We start from the raw sequence: 19,271 nt of genomic DNA on the forward strand, positions 1-19,271 counted from the left end.
GGCACACTCCAGACCTGTTCCGCGCGGGCGCCATGCCCCGCGTCGGGGCCGCCCCCTCGATATGGGGATCGCGCGGCGTCGGAAATGCAGAAGGGCGGCCTGAGCCGCCCTTCGCAGGTCCGCCATGCAGCGGCGAGATGGTTCCGCTCAGTGAGCGCCGCCGCCGTGGAACACGCCGGAGCCCCACACGTAGATGGCGGCGAACAGGAACAGCCACACGACATCGACGAAGTGCCAGTACCAGGCGGCGAACTCGAAGCCGAGGTGCTGACGGGGCGTGAACTGGCCCGCGTAGGCGCGGAACAGGCACACTGCCAGGAAGATCGTGCCGATGATCACGTGGGCGCCGTGGAAGCCCGTCGCCATGAAGAAGGTCGACGAGTAGATGCTGCCCGAGAAGCCGAATTCGGCGTGGCTGTACTCGTAGGCTTGGCAGGCGGTGAACAGGACGCCGAGGATGATGGTCAGCCACAGGCCGTACTTCAGGCCCTTGCGGTCGCCCTCGATCAGCGCGTGGTGCGCCCAGGTCACGGTGGTGCCCGAGGTCAGCAGGATCAGCGTGTTGAGGAGCGGCAGGTGCCAGGGATCGAACGCCTCGATGCCTTTCGGCGGCCAGACACCGCCGGTGAACTCCACGCGCGAGACCTGGATCGGGTCGGCGGTGTAGAGGGCGGCCTCGAAGTAGGCCCAGAACCACGCGACGAAGAACATCACCTCGGAGGCGATGAACATCATCATGCCGTAGCGGTGGTGCAACTGCACGACGCGGGTATGGTCGCCGGAATTGGCCTCGTGCGCGACGTCCTTCCACCACGCGTACATGGTGTAGAGAACGCCGATCGTGCCGGCCCCGAAGATGTAGGGTCCCGGGCTCAGGGTGCCGATCTGGAGGCTCTTCATCCAGAACACAGCGCCGAACGCCATGAGGAAGCCCGAGAAGGCCCCGAGCAACGGCCACGGGCTCGGATTCAGGATGTGAAAGTCGTGATTCTTGGCGTGCGCCTCGGCCATCGTCCCGTCGCTCCTCACCCTCGCGCCCTGCGCCGTTCCCGGCCTTACGCTGTTCGTTGCTTGCTCTTGGCCGGGCGCGGCACGCACCACACCCAAGCTTGCCCGCAGCTTTAGTCGGTGCAGCCCCGTGTTGTCACGAGGCCGCGATCAGAAATCGCCCTTCGTGCCCGGAGAAGACGATTTCGCCACCGTCGCCTTGACCGGCTGGCCGTTCTTGGAGGCGAAGTACGTGTAGGATAGCGTCATCTCCGAGAGATGCGCGGTGTTCGAGTCGTCCCGCACGGCCGGATCGACGTAGAAGACCACCGGCACGTCCAACGTCTCGCCCGGCTGGAGCGTCTGCTCGTTGAAGCAGAAGCAGGCGATCTTGACAAAATAGCCGCCCATCAGCCCCGGCTGGACGTTGAAGGTGGCGACCCCCGCCGAGGGCGTGCTGCCGGTATTCTGCACACGGAAGAAGACCGTCTTGGTCTCGCCGAGCTTCGCCTCGACGCTGCTCACCTCCGGGATGAACTTCCAGGGCAGGCCCGGCGCGACGTTCGTGTCGAAGTGGACGACCATGCTGTCGTCGGTCCGCGCCGCTGAGGCCGAGAGCGCCGGCCCCTGCCGGGGCGTGCCGTCGTAGCCGGTTGCCTTGCAGAAGGCGTCGTAGAGCGGCACCGACGCGAAGGCGAGGCCGACCATGCCGATGGCGAGACCCGCGCAGGCGAGGGCTGTTCGCGTCGCGGCCCGGCTCGGTCCTGAAGGAGGAAGTGTCATCGCGAACGCCTCAGATCGGCCGGCTCAGGATCTGCGGTCCGAGCTTGACGATCGTCAGCACGAAGAACAGCAGAACCCAGGCACCGAGGGCCAGCGCGATCGCGATCGACCGCTTGCGGCGCCGCGCCTCCTGCTCGGGCGTGAGCGGCCGGTACTGGATCTCGGGATCCGCCATGGCGCTCAACCCAGGACCGGGCGGAACAGGCCGAAGCTCTGCTCGGCCAGGAGCGCCGAGAACAGCGCGAACAGGTAGAGGATCGAGAAGCCGAACATGCCCATGGCGGCGCGCCGCTCGGCATCGCCCTCCGGGTTCCGAAGCACCCGGATGCTGAAGGCCACCATGCCGAGGCCGCCCACCAGGCCGACCACAGCGTAGACGAGCCCGCCGAAGCCCAGCGCCACCGGGACGAGGCCGAGCGGCGCGAGGAGCAGCGAGTACCACACGATCTGGCGGCGGGTGGAGGCCGGGCCGGCCACGTTGGGCATCATCGGGATGCCGGCGCGGGCGTACTCGTCGGCCTTGATCAGGGCGAGCGCCCAGAAGTGCGGCGGGGTCCAGATGAAGATGATGGCGAACAGGATCAGCGACTCGATGCCGATCGACCCGGTCACCACCGCCTGGCCGATGACCGGCGGCAGGGCGCCCGCGGCGCCGCCGATGACGATGTTCTGAGCGGTCGCCCGCTTCAGCCACATCGAGTACACCACCGCGTAGAACACGATGGTGAAGGCGAGGAGCGCGGCGGCCAGGAGATTGGCGGCGAGCCCGAGCACGACCACCGAGGCGACCGACAGGAACAGCCCGAAGCCCAGCGCCTCCTCCGAGGTGATCCGGCCCGACGGGATCGGCCGGGTGGCGGTCCGGCTCATGACCGCATCGATGTCGGCGTCCCACCACATGTTCAGGCAGCCGGACGCCCCGGCTCCGACCGCGATGGCGAGGAGCGAGATCGCGCCGATGGCCGGCTGCACGTGGCCCTGCGAGACCACCATGCCGACCAGCGCGGTGAAGATGACGAGGACCATCACCCGGGGCTTCAGCAGGGCGAAGTAGTCCGGAACGTCGCCGCCGGCGGTCGTGAGGGCCGGACCCGGAACGTCCGGTCCGATCGTGTTCGTCAGGCTCGTCATCGCGTCTGCCGCTGCTGTGTCGGCGCCCGGCCGCGCGCGTCACGGCCGAGTCGTGTCTCGAATTCGACGTGTTCCAAGGATCGGCGTGAGCGGGGCCCAGGGAGTCTACCTCGGCCCGTGCGGATCGCCCTCATCGCTCGCCCTTGCCGGGAGGTCGGCCGACCGGCCTCCGGGTAAGGGCGAGGGCCGCGGATGCGGCCCTCGCGGGGTGTCTATCAGTGCGCGCCGGGCTCGTCGACGATGCGGGGCAGCGTCTCGAACTGGTGGAACGGGGGCGGCGAGGAGAGCGTCCACTCGAGGGTGGTGGCGCCTTCACCCCACGGGTTGTCCGCGGCCCGCTCCTTCGAGCGGAAGGCCAGGACCACGCCGATCACGAACACGAACATGCCGAGACCGAAGATGTGGCCGCCGTAGGTCGACACCTTGTGCCACTGGGCGAAGGCGTCCGGGTAGTCGGCGTAGCGGCGCGGCATGCCGGCCAGTCCGAGGAAGTGCATCGGGAAGAACAGGATGTTCGCGCCGATGAAGGCCAGCCAGAAGTGCAGCTTGCCGGCCCATTCCGGGATGATGTGGCCGGTCATCTTCGGGAACCAGTAGTAGATACCGGCGAAGATGATGAACACGGCGCCGAGAGACAGGACGTAGTGGAAGTGCGCCACCACATAATAGGTGTCGTGCAGGTACTTATCGACCGCCGAGTTGGCGAGCACGACGCCGGTGACGCCGCCGACCGTGAAGAGGAAGATGAAGCCCACCGCCCAGTGCATCGCGGCGGTGAAGCGGATGGAGCCGCCCCACATGGTGGCGATCCACGAGAAGATCTTCACGCCGGTCGGGACGGCGATCACCATCGTGGCGAACACGAAGTAGGACTGCGTCTGCAGCGACAGACCGACGGTGTACATGTGGTGGGCCCACACGACGAAGCCGACCACGCCGATCGCCACCATGGCGTAGGCCATCGCGAGGTAGCCGAAGACCGGCTTGCGCGAGAAGGTAGCGATGATGTGCGACACGATGCCGAAGGCCGGCAGGATCATGATGTACACTTCGGGGTGACCGAAGAACCAGAACAGGTGCTGGTACAGGATCGGGTCACCGCCGCCGGCCGGATCGAAGAAGGTCGTTCCGAAATTGCGGTCGGTCAGCAGCATCGTGATGGCGCCCGCGAGCACCGGCAGCGACAGCAGCAGGAGGAACGCGGTCACCAGCTCGGCCCAGGCGAAGAGCGGCATCTTGTGCAGCGTCATGCCCGGGGCGCGCATGTTCAGGATGGTCGTGATGAAGTTGATCGCGCCGAGGATCGAGCCCGCGCCCGACAGGTGCAGGGCGAAGATGGCGAAGTCGACGGCCGGGCCGGGATGGCCGGCGGTCGAGAGCGGCGGGTAGACGGTCCAGCCGGTGCCGGCGCCGGACGCGCCGGGAGCGCCCTCGACGAACAGCGAGCAGAGCAGCGAGCAGAAACCCGCGACCGTGAGCCAGAACGAGATGTTGTTCATGCGCGGGAACGCCATGTCGGGCGCGCCGATCATGAGGGGCACGAACCAGTTGCCGAAGCCGCCGATCAGCGCCGGCATCACCATGAAGAACACCATGATGAGCCCGTGGCCCGTGACGAAGACGTTGTAGGTCGCGGGATTCGAGAAGTACTGCAGGCCGGGCGCCTCCATCTCCATCCGGATGCCGAAGGAGAGGAACGCACCGATCATGCCGGCGCAGAAGGCGAAGAGCAGGTAGAGCGTGCCGATGTCCTTGTGGTTCGTCGACAGGAACCAGCGGGCGAAGAACGACGGCTTATGGTCGTGGACCTCGTGGGCCTCTGCATGGGCTGCGGCTGTAGCCATGGATTCGGATGCCTTGTGGATCTGATGGGTTCGGGTCGGTCAGCCGGGGCTCAGCGCGCCTCGGCGACGCTCGTGCCGGTGTCGATGCGGGCGTACTTGGTCTTCGCCTCCTTCAGCCAGTCGGCGTAGGCCTGCTCGCTGACCACGCGAACCACGATCGGCATGTAGGCGTGGCGCTGTCCGCACAGCTCCGAGCACTGGCCGTGGAACGTGCCCTCCTTGTCGGCCTTGAACCACATCTGGTTCAGCCGGCCGGGGACGGCGTCGATCTTGAAGCCGAAGGCCGGCATCGCCCAGGAATGCAGCACGTCGGCGGCGGTGACCTGGATCTTCACGATCTTGTTGACCGGAACGACCATCTCGTTGTCGGTCTGGAGCAGGCGCGGCTGCTTGTCCTCGTCGAGGTTGGCATCGAACGTGAAGCCGCCGCCGGCCTCCGTCTGCGGGTACTCGTACGACCAGTACCAGGCATGGCCGATGACCTTGACGATCATGTCGGCCTTCGGATCCGAGAGCTGCGTGCGCAGCAGGCGGAAGGACGGGATCGCCACGGCGACCAGGATCAGCACCGGCACGATCGTCCAGGCGATCTCGATGGCGGTGTTGTGCGTGGTCCGCGAGGGCGTCGGGTTCCGCTTCTCGCCGAAGCGGTAGACGCACCAGAGGATGAGTCCGAGGACGAAGACCGAGATGGCAAGGGACAGCCAGTGCAGTCCGATCTCGAAGTTCAGGATGTCGCGCGCGTTCTCGGTGACCGGGATCTGCCGGTCCATCTCCCACGGCACGGGCTGACCGAAGCCCGCGGCCTGCGCGCCGGATATCGGGAAGAGCAGGGCGCCGAGAGCGGCGAGGCTCCAGAGTGACCGGTTGATCGTCCGCACCGTCCGCATCTGCCTCTCGTGGCTCCCCTGAACTATCTGGCTGCCGCCGGACCTTCCCGTCTTGACCGCGTGCGGGATTGTACCGACGTGACGGAGTACCGGTTGTGTTACCCGGCATTATCCGACCGGCGCTTCAGACCACAAGGGCCGGCCACGTGCAACCGCACAAGCGTCGCATCGCGCGCTTTCCAGCCAGTTGACGGCGCCTCGTGGCGTCGGCGCACTAGGGGGGCGGCAAAATTGTTCCCCGTCGCGTCGCGCCGGGGATGAAGCGTCGCGACGCGTTCGTGTCACGCCTGCGGAGTCCACGATGTCCACGCAAACCGGCAGCCTCACGTCCGGTCCTCTGCCCTGCGCGGTGCCGGCGCCCATGCAGGTGATGCCCTATACGGCTTCGGCGCCGAGATCGGGCACGCGGCCGCTCGCCGTCGAAGCGCCGGTCAACCTCGTCTACGGCAGCGTGCCGCACGCCGTGATGATGGCGACGCCCGCTGACCTCGAGGATTTCGCCTACGGGTTCAGCCTGACGGAGGGCATCGTGGACAGCGCGGAGGAGATCCGCGCGACCCGGGTGGAGGCCGGGCCGGACGGACTTCGCCTCCACGTCGATCTCGCGCCGGGACGGCTCCGCGAGCATCTGGCACGCAAGCGCGCCATCAGCGGCCGGACCGGCTGTGGGGTCTGCGGCATCGAGGATCTGGCGCAGCTGCCGCGGGCCGGAGGCCGGGCGGCCTCCGAGGTCCGGGTCGCGCTGCCGGCCATCGCGCGCGCCCTGGCGGACCTCGACGGCGCACAGCGGCTCGGTGCGGAGACCCGCGCGGTCCACGCCGCGGCCTGGGCTCGCCTCGACGGCGGCCTCGCCGCGGTCCGCGAGGATGTCGGCCGCCACAACGCCCTGGACAAGCTGATCGGCGCCCTGATGCGGACGGACACGGCCGTGGACGCCGGGTTCCTGGTCATCACCAGCCGCTGCTCGTTCGAGATGGTCGAGAAGGCCGCGCGCCTCGGGGCGGCCGTCATCGTCGCCATCTCGGCGCCGACGTCCCTGGCCCTGGAGCGCGCCCGCTCCTACGGCATGACGCTCTGCGCCATCGCGCGGGCCGACACGGTCACGGTGTTCACGGGCGCCGAGCGGCTGACCGACGGCGCGTGACGCGCTCGCCTCGGTCTCCGAGACTACTCGGCCTGGCCCGGGACGACGGTCGCGCCCCCGATCACCCGGACCGGCTTCTTGTCGGTGGGCGGGTCCTTCCAGTCCTTCGCGGCCGGCTTGGGCGCTCCTGCCACGGCGGCGTCGGCCGGCTTCGACGGCGTGGCGGACGGTGGCGCGGGAGCCGCGGCGGGCGTCTTCTCGATCGACGCCGCCTTGGTCTCGGGCGCCGGCCCGGCATTCGGATCCGCCTTGGCCGCATCGGCCGGCGCGAGCTTGGGGGCCGGCGCCTGGGGGGAGGTTCGGGGCGGCGGCTTCAACTCCGGGGTCCTGGCGAGCGCCCCGCGCGCGACCCGCTTCGGCGGAGCGGTCCGGCCGACATTGTCAGGATTCACGCCTTCCGGGTTGGCGTCAGGCCGCAGCGCCTCGCCGGCCGGCCGGCGCTGCGGCCGCGCCACCGGGCCGTCCTCGGAGGGGACGGGGCGCATCGCGCGACGGGGCACCACCTCGTCCTCGGTCCAGCCGAATCCCGGTGCGGGCCGCTCCAGCCGCGCGACCGTCTCGGGCGCGCCGATCGGGCGGCGGCCCACGATTGCACCCGTCATGGGATCGACGAACAGCCGGACGGGCGCGCCGGCGGGACCGACGGCGTCGACCACGTAGACCCGCCCGTCGAAGCGCGGACGGCTCAGGCCGCTGAACCCGCGGTCGGCGAGGCGCCAGGCCACGACGCGCGGCGGAAGGACTTCGTCCTCGAAGGCGAACTGCGCGCGCGCGTCGGCGCTCGCTCCCACGAGAGCGAGCGCCGACATGAAGCCGGCGCGAAGCGTTCTGATCAACGGGGATTGAAGGCGTGCAGCGACTCTGCTCGTCATCGTCACTCTTGTGCGTTCTGGGTTTGGAGACCCGGCAGAGTGTCCGGTTCCGGCATGGTCCGGGCCGGTGGACCCGGACCTCGACCATGCCGGCGAGGTCGTTGCCCCGCATGCCGCTTGTGCTCGGCCTGCCCGGTAGACCCCGCGATTCGGGCGAGATTGCGGAGGCGCGATGCGTGCCGCGACCCGTCGTCCAGAGCGGCGACACCGTGCCCGCCGGCTGTCTCTTGCTGAAAACATTTCAATCTGGCAGTTTCGCGACTTAGGACAGCACAACTGTCCCATCGGCCGTGCATCCCGGCCGTCGCCGTCTCGCGCGCGGGCGAGAGAGAACGGTAGACGGACACGGGCGCGCCAGCGCGCCGCTCCTCGAGCGGTCCGGGTCCTCGATGAACGCGAGCCGACGGACGGGTCTTCCGGGACCGGCCGGATGGCCTGCGGCAAGAGGCCGAGCGCGGGGCGCCGACGGCTTGCGGGCATGAAACATGCTCGCGGGTTCTTGGCTGCGGACGGGTTCGAGGGAAGGACGAGACGAAGCATGTCACAACGCAGACCCGCCGACGAGTTTGCTGCGTCCACGGCCCAGGCTGCCGCCCCCCGCGGCGGCGCCATGCCGCTCATCGTGCGCGACCCCGCCCTTCCGAAAGCCCAGGGTTCCTACGATCCGGCTCACGAGCGCGACGCGTGCGGTGTCGGCTTCATCGCCGATATGCACGACCGCCGCACCCACGCGATCGTCGAGCAGGGTCTGAAGATCCTGGAGAACCTCGATCACCGCGGCGCGGTGGGCGCCGATCCCAAGATGGGTGACGGCTGCGGCATCCTCACGCAGATCCCGCACGGCTTCTTCGCGGAGGAGTGCTCGCGTCTCGGCTTCGAGCTTCCGCCCGCGGGCTCGTACGCCATCGGGCAGTTCTTCATGCCGAAGGCGGAGGAGCCCCGGGCGATCATTCAGGAGATCGTCGAATCGGCCCTGGCCGCCGAGGGCCTTCCGCTCCTCGGCTGGCGCGACGTGCCGGTGGACCCGGAGGATCTCGGCGACGCCGTGAAGGCCACCGAGCCGCATCACCGTCAGGTGTTCATCGGCCGGCCCGCCTCGGTCACCGACCAGGACGCGTTCGAGCGCCGGGTCTACGTCGCCCGCAAGGTGATCTCCAACAAGGTCTACGGCCTCGACGACCCGCGGGTGAAGGAGTTCTACCCGGTCTCCGTGTCGACCCGGACCATCGTCTACAAGGGCATGGTGCTGGTCACGCAGCTCGGCGGCTACTTCCTCGACCTGAAGGACGACCGGTTCGTCTCGGCGATCGCCCTCGTCCACCAGCGCTTCGCCACCAACACCTTCCCGACCTGGCGGCTGTCGCATCCCTACCGGATGGTCGCGCATAACGGCGAGATCAACACGCTGCGCGGCAACGTCAACTGGATGGCGGCCCGCCAGGCGAGCGTCGATTCCGACCTGTTCGGCAACGACATCTCGAAGCTGTGGCCGATCTCGTACGAGGGCCAGTCCGACACCGCCTGCTTCGACAACGCCCTCGAGTTCCTCGTGCAGGGCGGCTACCCGCTCGCCCACGCGATGATGATGCTCATCCCGGAGGCCTGGGCCGGCAACCCGCTGATGAGCGAGGAGCGGCGCGCCTTCTACGAGTATCACGCTGCCCTGATGGAGCCGTGGGACGGCCCGGCCGCCGTGGCCTTCACGGACGGCCGCCAGATCGGCGCGACCCTGGACCGCAACGGCCTGCGCCCGGCGCGGTACATCGTGACCGACGACGGCCTCGTGGTGCTCGCTTCCGAGATGGGCACCCTGCCGATCCCGGACGAGAAGATCGTCCAGTCCTGGCGCCTCCAGCCGGGCCGCATGCTGCTGATCGACCTCCAGAAGGGCCGCATCGTCTCCGACGAGGAGATCAAGGGCGAGCTGGCCGCCGCGCACCCCTACGCCGACTGGGTGAAGAACACCCAGATCGTGCTGGAGGATCTGCGCCCGGTGCAGCCGCGCGAGTCGCGGGGCGACGTCAGCCTGCTCGATCGCCAGCAGGCCTTCGGCTACACGCAGGAAGACCTCAAGCTGCTCATGCAGCCCATGGCCGTCACCGGCCAGGAGGCGGTCGGCTCGATGGGCACGGACACGCCGCTCTCGGCGCTCTCCGAGAAGTCGAAGCTCCTCTACACCTACTTCAAGCAGAACTTCGCGCAGGTCACGAACCCGCCGATCGACCCGATCCGCGAGGAGGCCGTCATGAGCCTCGTCTCGTTCATCGGGCCGCGGCCGAACCTGCTCGACATGGAGGGCGCGTCCCGGCGCAAGCGCCTGGAGGTCCGCCAGCCGATCCTGACCAACGCGGATCTGGAGAAGATCCGCTCGATCGGGCATTTCGAGGACCGGTTCGACACCAAGACACTCGACATGACCTACCCGGCCGAGACCGGCGCGGCGGCCATGGACGGGGCGCTCGACCGGCTCTGCGACCGCGCCGAGGCGGCGGTGCGCGGCGGCTACAACATCATCGTGCTCACCGACCGGGCGGTCGGGCCGGACCGGATCCCGATCCCGGCGCTGCTGGCCACGGCCTCCGTGCATAACTACCTGATCCGCAAGGGACTTCGGACCTCGGTCGGCCTCGTGGTCGAGTCCGGCGAGCCGCGCGAGGTGCACCACTTCGCGTGCCTCGCCGGCTACGGCGCCGAGGCGGTCAACCCGTACCTCGCCTTCGAGACGCTGCTCGACATGAAGGACGAGTTCCCGCCGGACCTCACCGACGACGAGATCATCTACCGCTACATCAAGGCGATCGATAAGGGCCTGCTGAAGGTGATGTCCAAGATGGGCATCTCCACCTACCAGTCCTACTGTGGCGCGCAGATCTTCGACGCGGTCGGCCTGAACTCGACCTTCGTCGGCCGCGACTTCTTCGGCACGGCCACGACCATCGAGGGCGTCGGCATGGCGGAGATTGCGGAGGAGACCGCGCGCCGTCACCGCGACGCCTTCGGCGACGCGCCGGTCTACCGCAACGCCCTCGATGTCGGCGGCGAGTACGCCTACCGCCTGCGCGGCGAGACCCACACCTGGACGCCCGACACGGTGGCTACGCTGCAGCACGCCGTGCGCCTCAACGTGCCTGAGCGCTACCGGGAATACGCCGAGCTGGTGAACCGCCAGGAGCACCAGCTGAAGACGCTGCGCGGCCTGTTCCGGATCAAGTCCGCCACCGAGATCGGCCGCGTGCCGGTCCCGCTGGACGCGGTCGAGCCGGCCTCCGAGATCGTCAAGCGCTTCGCCACGGGCGCCATGTCGTACGGCTCCATCTCCAAGGAGGCGCACGAGACGCTCGCCATCGCGCTCAACTCCTTCGGCGGCCGCTCGAACTCGGGCGAGGGCGGCGAGGAGGTCGAGCGGTTCAAGCCCCTGCCGGACGGGCGCTCGCGCCGGTCGTCGATCAAGCAGGTCGCCTCCGGGCGGTTCGGCGTCACGACGGAATACCTCGTCAATTCCGACATGATGCAGATCAAGGTCGCGCAGGGCGCCAAGCCCGGCGAGGGCGGTCAGCTGCCCGGCCACAAGGTCGACGCCAAGATCGCCAAGGTCCGCTACGCGACCCCGGGCGTCGGCCTGATCTCCCCGCCGCCGCACCACGACATCTACTCGATCGAGGATCTGGCCCAGCTGATCTTCGACCTGAAGAACGTGAACCCGTCGGCGGACGTGTCGGTGAAGCTCGTCTCCGAGGTCGGCGTCGGCACGGTCGCGGCCGGCGTCGCCAAGGCGCGCGCCGACCACATCACGATCTCCGGCTTCGACGGCGGCACCGGCGCGGCGCCGCTGACCTCCCTCAAGCACGCGGGCGGTCCCTGGGAGACCGGGCTGGCTGAGACCCAGCAGACACTGGTGCTCAACGGCCTGCGCGGCCGCGTCGCCCTCCAGGCCGACGGCGGCATCCGGACCGGGCGCGACGTGATGATCGCGGCGCTGCTCGGCGCCGACCAGATGGGCTTCTCGACGGCGCCGCTGATCGCCGCCGGCTGCATCATGATGCGCAAGTGCCACCTGAACACCTGCCCGGTGGGCGTCGCCACCCAGGATCCGGTGCTGCGCAAGCGCTTCAAGGGCACGCCCGAGCACGTGGTGAACTACTTCTTCTTCGTGGCCGAGGAGGTGCGGGAGATCCTGGCGTCGCTCGGCTTCACGAAGCTGGAGGAGGCGGTCGGCCGCTCCGACGTGCTCGACAAGGTCGAGGCCATCGCCCACTGGAAGGCGCGCGGGCTCGACTTCACGAAGCTGTTCCACCGGCCCAAGGTGGCCGAGGGCACGGCGATCCGCCACGTGGAGGTGCAGCACCACCCGATCGACACGGTCCTCGACCGGCGCCTGATCGAGAAGGCGCAGCGCGCCATCGAGACCGGTGAGCCGGTGGTGATCACCGACACCATCCGGAACTCGGACCGGGCCGCGGGCGCGATGCTCTCCGGCGCGGTGGCGAAGGCGCACGGCCACGAGGGCCTGCCCGACGACACGATCGTGGTGAGGCTCGCCGGCACGGCAGGCCAGAGCTTCGGCGCGTGGGTCGCTGCCGGCGTGACCGTCGAGCTGACCGGTCACGGCAACGACTACGTCGGCAAGGGCCTGTCGGGCGGCAAGCTGATCATCCGGCCGAGCGACGCGCTGAAGTCGCCGCAGGACCGGACCATCATGGTCGGCAACACCGTGCTGTACGGGGCGATCGCCGGCGAGTGCTACATCCGCGGCTCCGCGGGCGAGCGCTTCGCGGTGCGCAATTCGGGCGCCATCACGGTGGTCGAGGGCATGGGCGATCACGGCTGCGAGTACATGACCGGCGGCGTGGTCGTGTCGATCGGCGAGACCGGGCGCAACTTCGCGGCCGGCATGTCCGGCGGCATCGCCTACGTGCTCGACGAGGACGGCTCGTTCTCGGCGCGCTGCAACCTGTCGATGGTCGACTTGGAGCCGGTCGAGGAGGAGGACGACCTGATGCGTCGCTTCCACCAGGACGGCGATCTGGAGACCAAGGGGCGGGTCGACATCCTGGCCGACATGTCCGGGCACGACGAGGAGCGGCTGACGCAGCTCATCACCAACCATCTCAAGTACACGGGCAGCCCCCGCGCCAAGGCGATCCTCGACGACTGGAGCGGCTACCGCACCAAGTTCGTGAAGGTGATGCCGGTGGAGTACCGCCGGGCCCTGCGCGAGATGGAGATGGCGCGGATGCCGGTGGCCGCCGAGTAGGCAGCTTCCTCAGACCGGGCGGTCTGCCGCCCGGTCACGCACTGACACGAGACGACGACGCGGGCAGCGCAGTCAGAGACTGGCCGGCCCAGGGGCTGACCAATGGGCAAGATCACAGGCTTCCTCGAGTTCGACCGGCAGGAGCAGAAGTACCAGCTCGCTGCCGACCGGGTCCGGCACTTCCGCGAGTTCACGCTGCCGCTCGATGAGCACGACCTGACGAAACAGGCCGCCCGCTGCATGGATTGCGGCATCCCGTTCTGCCACGGGCCGACGGGCTGCCCGGTCCACAACCAGATCCCGGACTGGAACGACCTCGTGTTCCAGTCGGATTGGGAGGAGGCGTCCCGCAACCTCCACTCCACGAACAATTTCCCGGAGTTTACCGGCCGCGTCTGCCCCGCGCCCTGCGAGGAGGCCTGCACGCTGAACCTCGAGAACCAGCCGGTCGCCATCAAGACGATCGAGCAGGCGATCGCCGACCGGGCGTGGAACATGGGCTGGGTGAAGCCCGAGCCGGCACAGGCCCGCACCGGCAAGCGCGTCGCGATCGTGGGCTCCGGCCCCGCCGGGATGGCGGCGGCCCAGCAGCTCGCCCGTGCCGGGCACGACGTCCACGTGTTCGAGCGCGAGCCGAAGGCGGGCGGCCTGCTCCGCTACGGCATCCCGGACTTCAAGATGGAGAAGCGCCACATCGACCGGCGCGTGCGCCAGATGGAGGCCGAGGGCGTCGTCTTCCACTACAACCAGAACATCGGCGTGACGAAGTCGGTGGACGAGCTCAAGGCCGAGTTCGACGCCGTGATGTTCTGCGGCGGCGCCGAGGATCCCCGCAACCCGCAGCTGCCCGGCCAGGACCTCGAGGGCGTGCACTACGCGATGCCCTACCTCGTCCAGTCCAATCGGCGCGTGAGCGCCGAGCCGATGCGCGGCAACGGCGAGCAGCCGATCCTGGCCTCGGGCAAGAACGTGGTCGTCATCGGCGGCGGCGACACCGCCTCCGACTGCGTCGGCACCGCCTTCCGCCAGGGGGCGCTGTCGGTGACGCAGCTCGACATCCGCCCGCGCCCGCCCGAGCGGGAGGACAAGCTCACCGTATGGCCCTACTGGCCGACCAAGATGCGGACCTCGTCGAGCCAGGCCGAGGGTGCGGAGCGCGAGTTCCAGGCCGCGACCCTGCGGCTCGAGGGCAACAAGAAGGGCCAGCTCACCGGCGTGGTCTGCGCCCGGGTCGATGCCAAGCGCCAGCCGATCGCCGGGACAGAGTTTGTGCTGCCCGCCGACCTCGTCTTCATGGCGATCGGCTTCGCCGGCTCGGTGCAGAAGGGGCTCCTCGAGCAATCCGGGATCGGCGTCAGCAAGCGCGGCAATGTCGAGGCGAACGAGGAGGACTACCGCACCTCGGACGCGAAGATCTGGGCCGCGGGCGATATGCGGCGCGGCCAGTCCCTGGTGGTCTGGGCGATCCGCGAGGGACGTCAGGCGGCGCGCGCCATCGACGAGACCCTGATGGGCGCCAGCGTCCTGCCGCGCTGAGGGCGCACGGAGGATCCACCCGGCTTAGCCGGGCGGCCAGCGGAAATCGTCGGCGCGGCCGGGCTGCGGCATCGGTGCGTTGCCGCGCAGCAGCGTCCGCTCCACGGTCCCGGAATTGTCGGGGTCGCGCGGCCGTCCGTTGAGCAGCGCGCCGCCGGGCGACACCTCGCTCCGGCTCAGCGGCACCACGGGGCCGGCCGCGGGCTTCACCGGAAGCGCCGGCACGCCGGGCGGCTCGGGCAGGCTCGGCAGCATCGCGGTGATCTGACGATCGATCGCCGCGGTGTCGGTGGCCGGCGCGGTACCGTCGAGGCTGGGCCCGGGGGTCGAGGACGGCGCGGTCGGCGCCACGGTCGCGGTCGGCGACGGCTCGGTCGTGCCCGGCACCGCGCCCATCAGCCGCTTCAGCTCGACATCGGCGAAGTGGGCGAGCTTCCGGTCGCCCGCTTTGGTGAAATGCACGCCGTCCGCGGTGCGGAGCTTGGCGATCTGGCCCTCCGGATCCGGGCCCGACGCGGCGTACCGGTCCCGGTCGTCGACGAAGCCCGGCCAGATGTCGACGTAGGTCCCGCCGGCCTTGCCGACGGTGTCGCGGACAATGTCGTTCAAGGACGCGAGATCCCGGCTGAGCGTCTCGCTCTGGACGGGCGGCAACCCGACCCAGATCAGCGGGATCTTGCGGTCGGTGAAGACCTTCACGAGCGCCTCCACCCGCGCGCGGTAGAGCGCGCGCCAGCGGTCCGTGAGGGGCTCGGCCGTCTCGTCGCCCTCGCGGATCGGCTGTCGGTCGTTCGCACCCATCATCACCAGGGCGTAGCGCACCTTCCCGTTGCTCTGGAGGTAGTCTTGCGCGACCTTCGGCCAGTCGACGACGTCCTTGCGCACCAGACCGCTGTCGCCCTTCGCGCGGTCGATCACGGCGACGTCGGCATTGTCCTCGAACACGTCGTCGAGGCCCTTGGCGAGGTGGTCGGCCAGGGAATCGCCGAAGACGGCGATCTGGACGTTCGGCTCGGTCTTGGCGACCGCGGGTTTCGGCGGCGTCGGTGCCCGGGCCGGACGGACCCGCCGTTTCACCGCGGGGGCCGGTCGCTGCGCCTCGCCGGTCGCGTAGGGATTGCGCTGGCGCGGCGCCCGGTAGGTGCGCTCCGGCTGCGGCGCCACCGGCTGCGGCCTGTCCTCCCAGGGCCAGTAGAACTGGCGCGGCGCCTCCTGCTGCGGCGCGTAACGGGGCTGACGCCCGTACGTCCCGTCGTCGCGGTAATAGGCGTCCCGCGGCCGCCGACGCGGCGGTGCCTCGTAGTAGGTGCCGCCCTGCTGCTGCTGGTAGCTGTCGCCCCATTGCGCGCGGGCCGGACCGCCGATGGCCGCCAGCCCCGCCAGCCCCAGCAGGGCTGCGAGCCCGAGGAGCAGCGGACGCTCCGAGTGACGCCGACGAGCGAGGACCATGCGCATTCCGTACGCTTCACGCCGAACCGGACCCGTTCGGAACGCGGCCACTATAGGCGGAAGCAGCACGCGGGTCTAAACCTCTCGACGGGCTCAGCGTCGCCGTGCCGCCTTGCCGGTGACGCGGTCGAGCAGGGCCGGCGTGGCGTAGCCGTCGGCCGGCAATCCGGCGCTGATCTGGTAGCGCCGCACCGCCTCGCGCAGCTTCGGGCCGGCCCGTCCATCCGTCGGCCCGTCGTAGAAGCCGGCCGCCGCGAGGCCGGTTTGCAGGGCGCGGAGGCCCGGCCCGTCGAGGCGGGCGCCGGCGGCTGGCCAAGGCGCGGCCAGCGGCGGACCGCCGGCGAGTCGGTCTGCGAGGTGTCCCACCGCCAGCGCGTAGGAATCCGAGGTGTTGTAGCCTCGGATCACCTCGAAATTGTCGGTGATCAGGAAGACCGGCGCCCCCAGGCCACCGGGCAGGAACAGGCTGGCACGTCCGGTCCCCGGCAGCGGCTTCCCGTCGGTGCGGCGAACGCCTCGCTCGGCGAAGCTGCCGAGATCGCCCGCGTAGCGGCTCAGGTCGAAGTCCTTCGGCAGGAGCACCTCGTAGCCCCAAGAGAGCGCCGGATTCCAGCCGAGATCCTTGAGGTAGGCCGCGATCGATGCCAGCGAGTCCGGCTCGCTGGTCCAGATGTCGCGGCGGCCGTCGCCGTCGAAGTCGACCGCGTGGGCCAGGTAGGTGGAGGGCAGGAACTGCACCTGACCCATCGCGCCGGCCCAGCTGCCGCTCATCCGGTCCGGCGCGATGTCGCCGCGCTGCAGGATCGTGAGCGCGGCCAGGAGCTCGTCGCGGAACAGGCCGCCGCGGTGCCGCGCCTCGGCGAGCGTCGCCAGCGCCCGGACCGTCGGAACGCTGCCCGCGCTCGCTCCGAAGTCCGATTCGACGCCCCAGAACGCCATCGCCATCCGCCCCGGAACGCCGTAGCGGCCCTCGATTGCCGTCAGGGTCGACGCGAGGGCCGCCGCACGGGCGCGTCCGCGCGCGATGCGGCCGGCCGAGACCGCGCCGACGAGGTACTCCCAGACCGGCCGGACGAACTCGCTTTGGCGGCGGGTGCGCGCCAGAATGCCGGCATCGGGTCCCGTGATCCCGCGAAACGCCGCGTCGAAAGTCGCCGCGGTGACACCCCGCGCCGCCGCGTCCGGACGCAGGGCCTCGATGAACGCCCGGAAGGCGTCCTCGGCGCGGGCCTCCCCGGTGGCGAGGGACGCCGCCGCGGCCAGAAACCATCGGCGGGAGAGCATCCGGTCAGATCCGATTGCGCTTCTCCAGGCGCTGTTCCCAGGCGAGCGCCTGGTCGACGATGGCGTCGAGGTCGTCGTGCCGGGGCTGCCACCCCAGGCGCTCGCGGATGCGCGCCGCCTCGGCGACGATCTGGGCCGGATCGCCGGCTCGGCGCGGGCACAGGCGCACCTCGAAATCGCGGCCGGAGATCCGCTTCACGACTTCGACCACCTCGAGCACCGAGTAGCCGCGCCCGTAGCCGCAGTTCAGCGTCAGGCTCTCGCCGCCGGAGCGCAGGTGGTCGAGGGCGAGGCGATGCGCCTCGGCGAGGTCCGACACCTGGATGTAGTCGCGCAGGCACGACCCGTCCGGGGTCGGGTAGTCGGTCCCGAAGACGTCGAGCCGGGCGCGCTGTCCGAGCGCCGCCTGGGTGGCCACCTTGATGAGGTGTGTGGCATTCGGCGTCGACTGGCCGGACCGCCCCTCCGGATCTGCGCCGGCGACGTTGAAGTAGCGCAGGACCACGTAGGAGAAGCCGTGCGCCGCGGCGGCGTCGGCGATCATCCACTCGCTCATCAGCTTCGAGCGGCCGTAGGGGTTGATCGGGTTGAGCGGCAGATCCTCGGGAACCGGCGTGACGTCGGGCTCGCCGTAGACGGCCGCGGTCGAGGAGAAGATCACGTGCTTGACGCCGGCGCGTACCGCGGCCTCGATCAGCGAGCGGGTCTTCACCGTGTTGGCCAGGTAGTAGCCCAGGGGATCGGCCACGGAATCGGGCACGACGATCTTGGCGGCGAAATGGGCCAGGGCGTCGATGCGGTGCTGGAGGATCGTCTGCGTCACGAGGGCTTGGTCGGCCACGTCGCCGACGACGAGCTTCACGCCCTCCGGGACCGCCCAGTCGAAACCGGTGGACAGATCGTCCAGGACGACGACCTCCTCATGGCCGGCGTCGAGGAGCGCCAGCACCATGTGGCTGCCGATGTAGCCGGCACCACCCGTCACCAGAACCGCCATCTCACCCCCTCTGCCGCCACCCCGGCACCGGCATACGCTTTTGCAGACGGGAAATTTACGCCCCGCCACCTCATACTATCGACGTACATGCTTGCGACGGCTCGCGTTAAGCTATCTCACTGACCGCACAGCTGACCACGTCGTTCCATCCAGTTCCGGGGTTACCGCTCGATGAAACCGATCCGCAAGGCCGTCCTCCCCGTCGCGGGCCTCGGCACGCGCTTCCTGCCCGCCACCAAGGCGGTCCCGAAGGAGATGCTTACGGTCGTCGACCGGCCGGTGGTGCAGCACGTCGTCGACGAGGCCCGCGCGGCGGGGATCGAGCACTTCATCTTCGTCACTGGCCGCGGCAAGGCGGTCATCGAGGACCACTTCGACGTCGCGTTCGAACTGGACCACACCCTGCAGGAGCGGGGGAAGACGGCCGCCTATGAGGAGCTCAAGAAGGACCTGCCGAAGGCCGGCCAGACCAGCTTCACCCGCCAGCAGGCGCCGCTCGGCCTCGGCCACGCGGTGTGGTGTGCCCGCGAGATCGTCGGCGACGAGCCGTTCGCGGTGCTGCTCCCCGACATGCTGAGCCGCGGCTGCATGCAGCAGATGCTGGCCGCCTACGATCGCCACGGCGGCAACATCATCGCGGTCGAGGAGGTGGCCCCCGAGGAGACTCACCAGTACGGCATCGTCAGCGTCGGCGAGACCTACGGCCAGTCGTTCCAGATCACCGGGATGGTCGAGAAGCCCAAGCAGGGCACGGCGCCGTCGAACTTCATCATTTCCGGGCGCTACATCCTGCAGCCCGAGATCTTCGGGATCCTGGAGCACGGCAAGAAGGGCGCGGGCGGCGAGATCCAGCTCACCGACGCCATGATCGACCTGATGGAGACGCAGGCGTTCTTCGGCATGCGCTACGAGGGCCGGACCTACGACACCGGCTCGAAGCTCGGCTTCCTCACGGCGAACCTCGCCTACGCTCTGGAGCGGAACGATCTCGCGGGTCCCCTACGGGCCGAGATCGAGAAGCTGCTGAAGCATCACGGCTGAGCGGCACGCCGGGCGCAGGTCCGACGATTGCGGGCCCGCCGCCGGCACGTTCCGGCGAC

14 protein-coding genes are annotated in these 19,271 nt (G+C 69.5%); 4 read left to right on the forward strand and 10 right to left on the reverse strand.

Annotation, left to right across the window (positions count from 1 at the left end; all coding sequences use genetic code 11):
* Nucleotides 1-147 precede the first annotated feature (147 nt).
* The 6 genes from ACTJK8_RS00280 to coxB form a co-directional block, all read right to left on the reverse strand.
* Nucleotides 148-1,011: a cytochrome c oxidase subunit 3 gene (locus ACTJK8_RS00280; protein WP_012317056.1), complete on the reverse strand. Its 864-nt coding sequence runs from the start codon at nt 1,009-1,011 to the stop codon at nt 148-150.
* A gap of 147 nt (nt 1,012-1,158) precedes the next feature.
* A complete protein-coding gene (locus ACTJK8_RS00285) occupies nt 1,159-1,770 on the reverse strand; it encodes a cytochrome c oxidase assembly protein (protein WP_012317057.1) in 612 nt (203 codons plus the stop codon).
* Nucleotides 1,771-1,780: 10 nt separating this feature from the next.
* Entirely contained in the window at nt 1,781-1,945 is a 165-nt protein-coding gene (locus ACTJK8_RS00290; protein ID WP_012317058.1) for a hypothetical protein, read from the reverse strand.
* Nucleotides 1,946-1,950: 5 nt separating this feature from the next.
* Nucleotides 1,951-2,901, reverse strand: coding sequence for a heme o synthase (locus ACTJK8_RS00295; RefSeq protein WP_012317059.1), 951 nt, complete (start codon nt 2,899-2,901; stop codon nt 1,951-1,953).
* Between the two features lie 215 nt (nt 2,902-3,116).
* Nucleotides 3,117-4,745 carry a cytochrome c oxidase subunit I gene (gene ctaD / locus ACTJK8_RS00300; RefSeq protein WP_012317060.1) on the reverse strand — a complete coding sequence of 543 codons (1,629 nt, stop codon included), beginning with the start codon at nt 4,743-4,745 and terminating at the stop codon, nt 3,117-3,119.
* 50 nt (nt 4,746-4,795) lie between these two features.
* The gene (gene coxB, locus ACTJK8_RS00305; protein WP_012317061.1) at nt 4,796-5,635 is read right to left on the reverse strand and encodes a cytochrome c oxidase subunit II; all 840 of its coding nucleotides are present in this window, start codon (nt 5,633-5,635) and stop codon (nt 4,796-4,798) included.
* A gap of 301 nt (nt 5,636-5,936) precedes the next feature.
* On the opposite strand from coxB, the gene fdhD reads away from it, so the two are divergent.
* Nucleotides 5,937-6,779 (forward strand): formate dehydrogenase accessory sulfurtransferase FdhD, encoded by an 843-nt coding sequence (fdhD, locus tag ACTJK8_RS00310; protein ID WP_440761348.1) that lies wholly within the window; start codon nt 5,937-5,939, stop codon nt 6,777-6,779.
* Between the two features lie 23 nt (nt 6,780-6,802).
* Here the strand turns inward: fdhD and ACTJK8_RS00315 are convergent, their stop codons facing one another.
* A complete protein-coding gene (locus ACTJK8_RS00315) occupies nt 6,803-7,588 on the reverse strand; it encodes a hypothetical protein (RefSeq protein WP_440761349.1) in 786 nt (261 codons plus the stop codon).
* A 601-nt stretch (nt 7,589-8,189) separates the two neighbouring features.
* Here ACTJK8_RS00315 and gltB point away from each other — a divergent pair.
* Together gltB and ACTJK8_RS00325 are read left to right on the forward strand one after the other, a co-directional pair.
* Complete coding sequence (gene gltB, locus ACTJK8_RS00320) at nt 8,190-12,905, forward strand: glutamate synthase large subunit (protein WP_440761350.1); 4,716 nt, start codon at nt 8,190-8,192, stop codon at nt 12,903-12,905.
* A gap of 102 nt (nt 12,906-13,007) precedes the next feature.
* A complete protein-coding gene (locus ACTJK8_RS00325; protein WP_012317065.1) occupies nt 13,008-14,441 on the forward strand; it encodes a glutamate synthase subunit beta in 1,434 nt (477 codons plus the stop codon).
* A 24-nt stretch (nt 14,442-14,465) separates the two neighbouring features.
* Here the strand turns inward: ACTJK8_RS00325 and ACTJK8_RS00330 are convergent, their stop codons facing one another.
* The 3 genes from ACTJK8_RS00330 to galE all read right to left on the reverse strand — a co-directional run bounded on the left by ACTJK8_RS00330 (nt 14,466) and on the right by galE (nt 18,171).
* Complete coding sequence (locus ACTJK8_RS00330; protein ID WP_029359140.1) at nt 14,466-15,896, reverse strand: SGNH/GDSL hydrolase family protein; 1,431 nt, start codon at nt 15,894-15,896, stop codon at nt 14,466-14,468.
* Nucleotides 15,897-15,983: 87 nt separating this feature from the next.
* Nucleotides 15,984-17,174 carry a lytic murein transglycosylase gene (locus tag ACTJK8_RS00335; RefSeq protein WP_440761351.1) on the reverse strand — a complete coding sequence of 397 codons (1,191 nt, stop codon included), beginning with the start codon at nt 17,172-17,174 and terminating at the stop codon, nt 15,984-15,986.
* A 4-nt stretch (nt 17,175-17,178) separates the two neighbouring features.
* On the reverse strand, nt 17,179-18,171 hold the full coding sequence (gene galE, locus ACTJK8_RS00340) for a UDP-glucose 4-epimerase GalE (RefSeq protein WP_012317068.1): 993 nt from the start codon (nt 18,169-18,171) through the stop codon (nt 17,179-17,181).
* A gap of 171 nt (nt 18,172-18,342) precedes the next feature.
* Between galE and galU the strand changes: the two genes are divergently transcribed.
* Nucleotides 18,343-19,212: a UTP--glucose-1-phosphate uridylyltransferase GalU gene (gene galU, locus ACTJK8_RS00345; protein ID WP_440761352.1), complete on the forward strand. Its 870-nt coding sequence runs from the start codon at nt 18,343-18,345 to the stop codon at nt 19,210-19,212.
* Nucleotides 19,213-19,271: the final 59 nt, after the last annotated feature.

The organism is Methylobacterium sp. 22177, assembly GCF_052045615.1.
Lineage (GTDB): Bacteria > Pseudomonadota > Alphaproteobacteria > Rhizobiales > Beijerinckiaceae > Methylobacterium > Methylobacterium radiotolerans.

Bases quoted from the DNA above. Each gene is read 5' to 3' on its own strand.
- ACTJK8_RS00280 (WP_012317056.1), bottom strand. From the start codon at position 1,011: ATGGCCGAGGCGCACGCCAAGAATCACGACTTTCACATCCTGAATCCG.
- ACTJK8_RS00285 (WP_012317057.1), bottom strand. From the start codon at position 1,770: ATGACACTTCCTCCTTCAGGACCGAGCCGGGCCGCGACGCGAACAGCC.
- ACTJK8_RS00290 (WP_012317058.1), bottom strand. From the start codon at position 1,945: ATGGCGGATCCCGAGATCCAGTACCGGCCGCTCACGCCCGAGCAGGAG.
- ACTJK8_RS00295 (WP_012317059.1), bottom strand. From the start codon at position 2,901: ATGACGAGCCTGACGAACACGATCGGACCGGACGTTCCGGGTCCGGCC.
- ctaD (WP_012317060.1), bottom strand. From the start codon at position 4,745: ATGGCTACAGCCGCAGCCCATGCAGAGGCCCACGAGGTCCACGACCAT.
- coxB (WP_012317061.1), bottom strand. From the start codon at position 5,635: ATGCGGACGGTGCGGACGATCAACCGGTCACTCTGGAGCCTCGCCGCT.
- fdhD (WP_440761348.1), top strand. From the start codon at position 5,937: ATGTCCACGCAAACCGGCAGCCTCACGTCCGGTCCTCTGCCCTGCGCG.
- ACTJK8_RS00315 (WP_440761349.1), bottom strand. From the start codon at position 7,588: ATGTCGGCGCTCGCTCTCGTGGGAGCGAGCGCCGACGCGCGCGCGCAG.
- gltB (WP_440761350.1), top strand. From the start codon at position 8,190: ATGTCACAACGCAGACCCGCCGACGAGTTTGCTGCGTCCACGGCCCAG.
- ACTJK8_RS00325 (WP_012317065.1), top strand. From the start codon at position 13,008: ATGGGCAAGATCACAGGCTTCCTCGAGTTCGACCGGCAGGAGCAGAAG.
- ACTJK8_RS00330 (WP_029359140.1), bottom strand. From the start codon at position 15,896: ATGCGCATGGTCCTCGCTCGTCGGCGTCACTCGGAGCGTCCGCTGCTC.
- ACTJK8_RS00335 (WP_440761351.1), bottom strand. From the start codon at position 17,174: ATGCTCTCCCGCCGATGGTTTCTGGCCGCGGCGGCGTCCCTCGCCACC.
- galE (WP_012317068.1), bottom strand. From the start codon at position 18,171: ATGGCGGTTCTGGTGACGGGTGGTGCCGGCTACATCGGCAGCCACATG.
- galU (WP_440761352.1), top strand. From the start codon at position 18,343: ATGAAACCGATCCGCAAGGCCGTCCTCCCCGTCGCGGGCCTCGGCACG.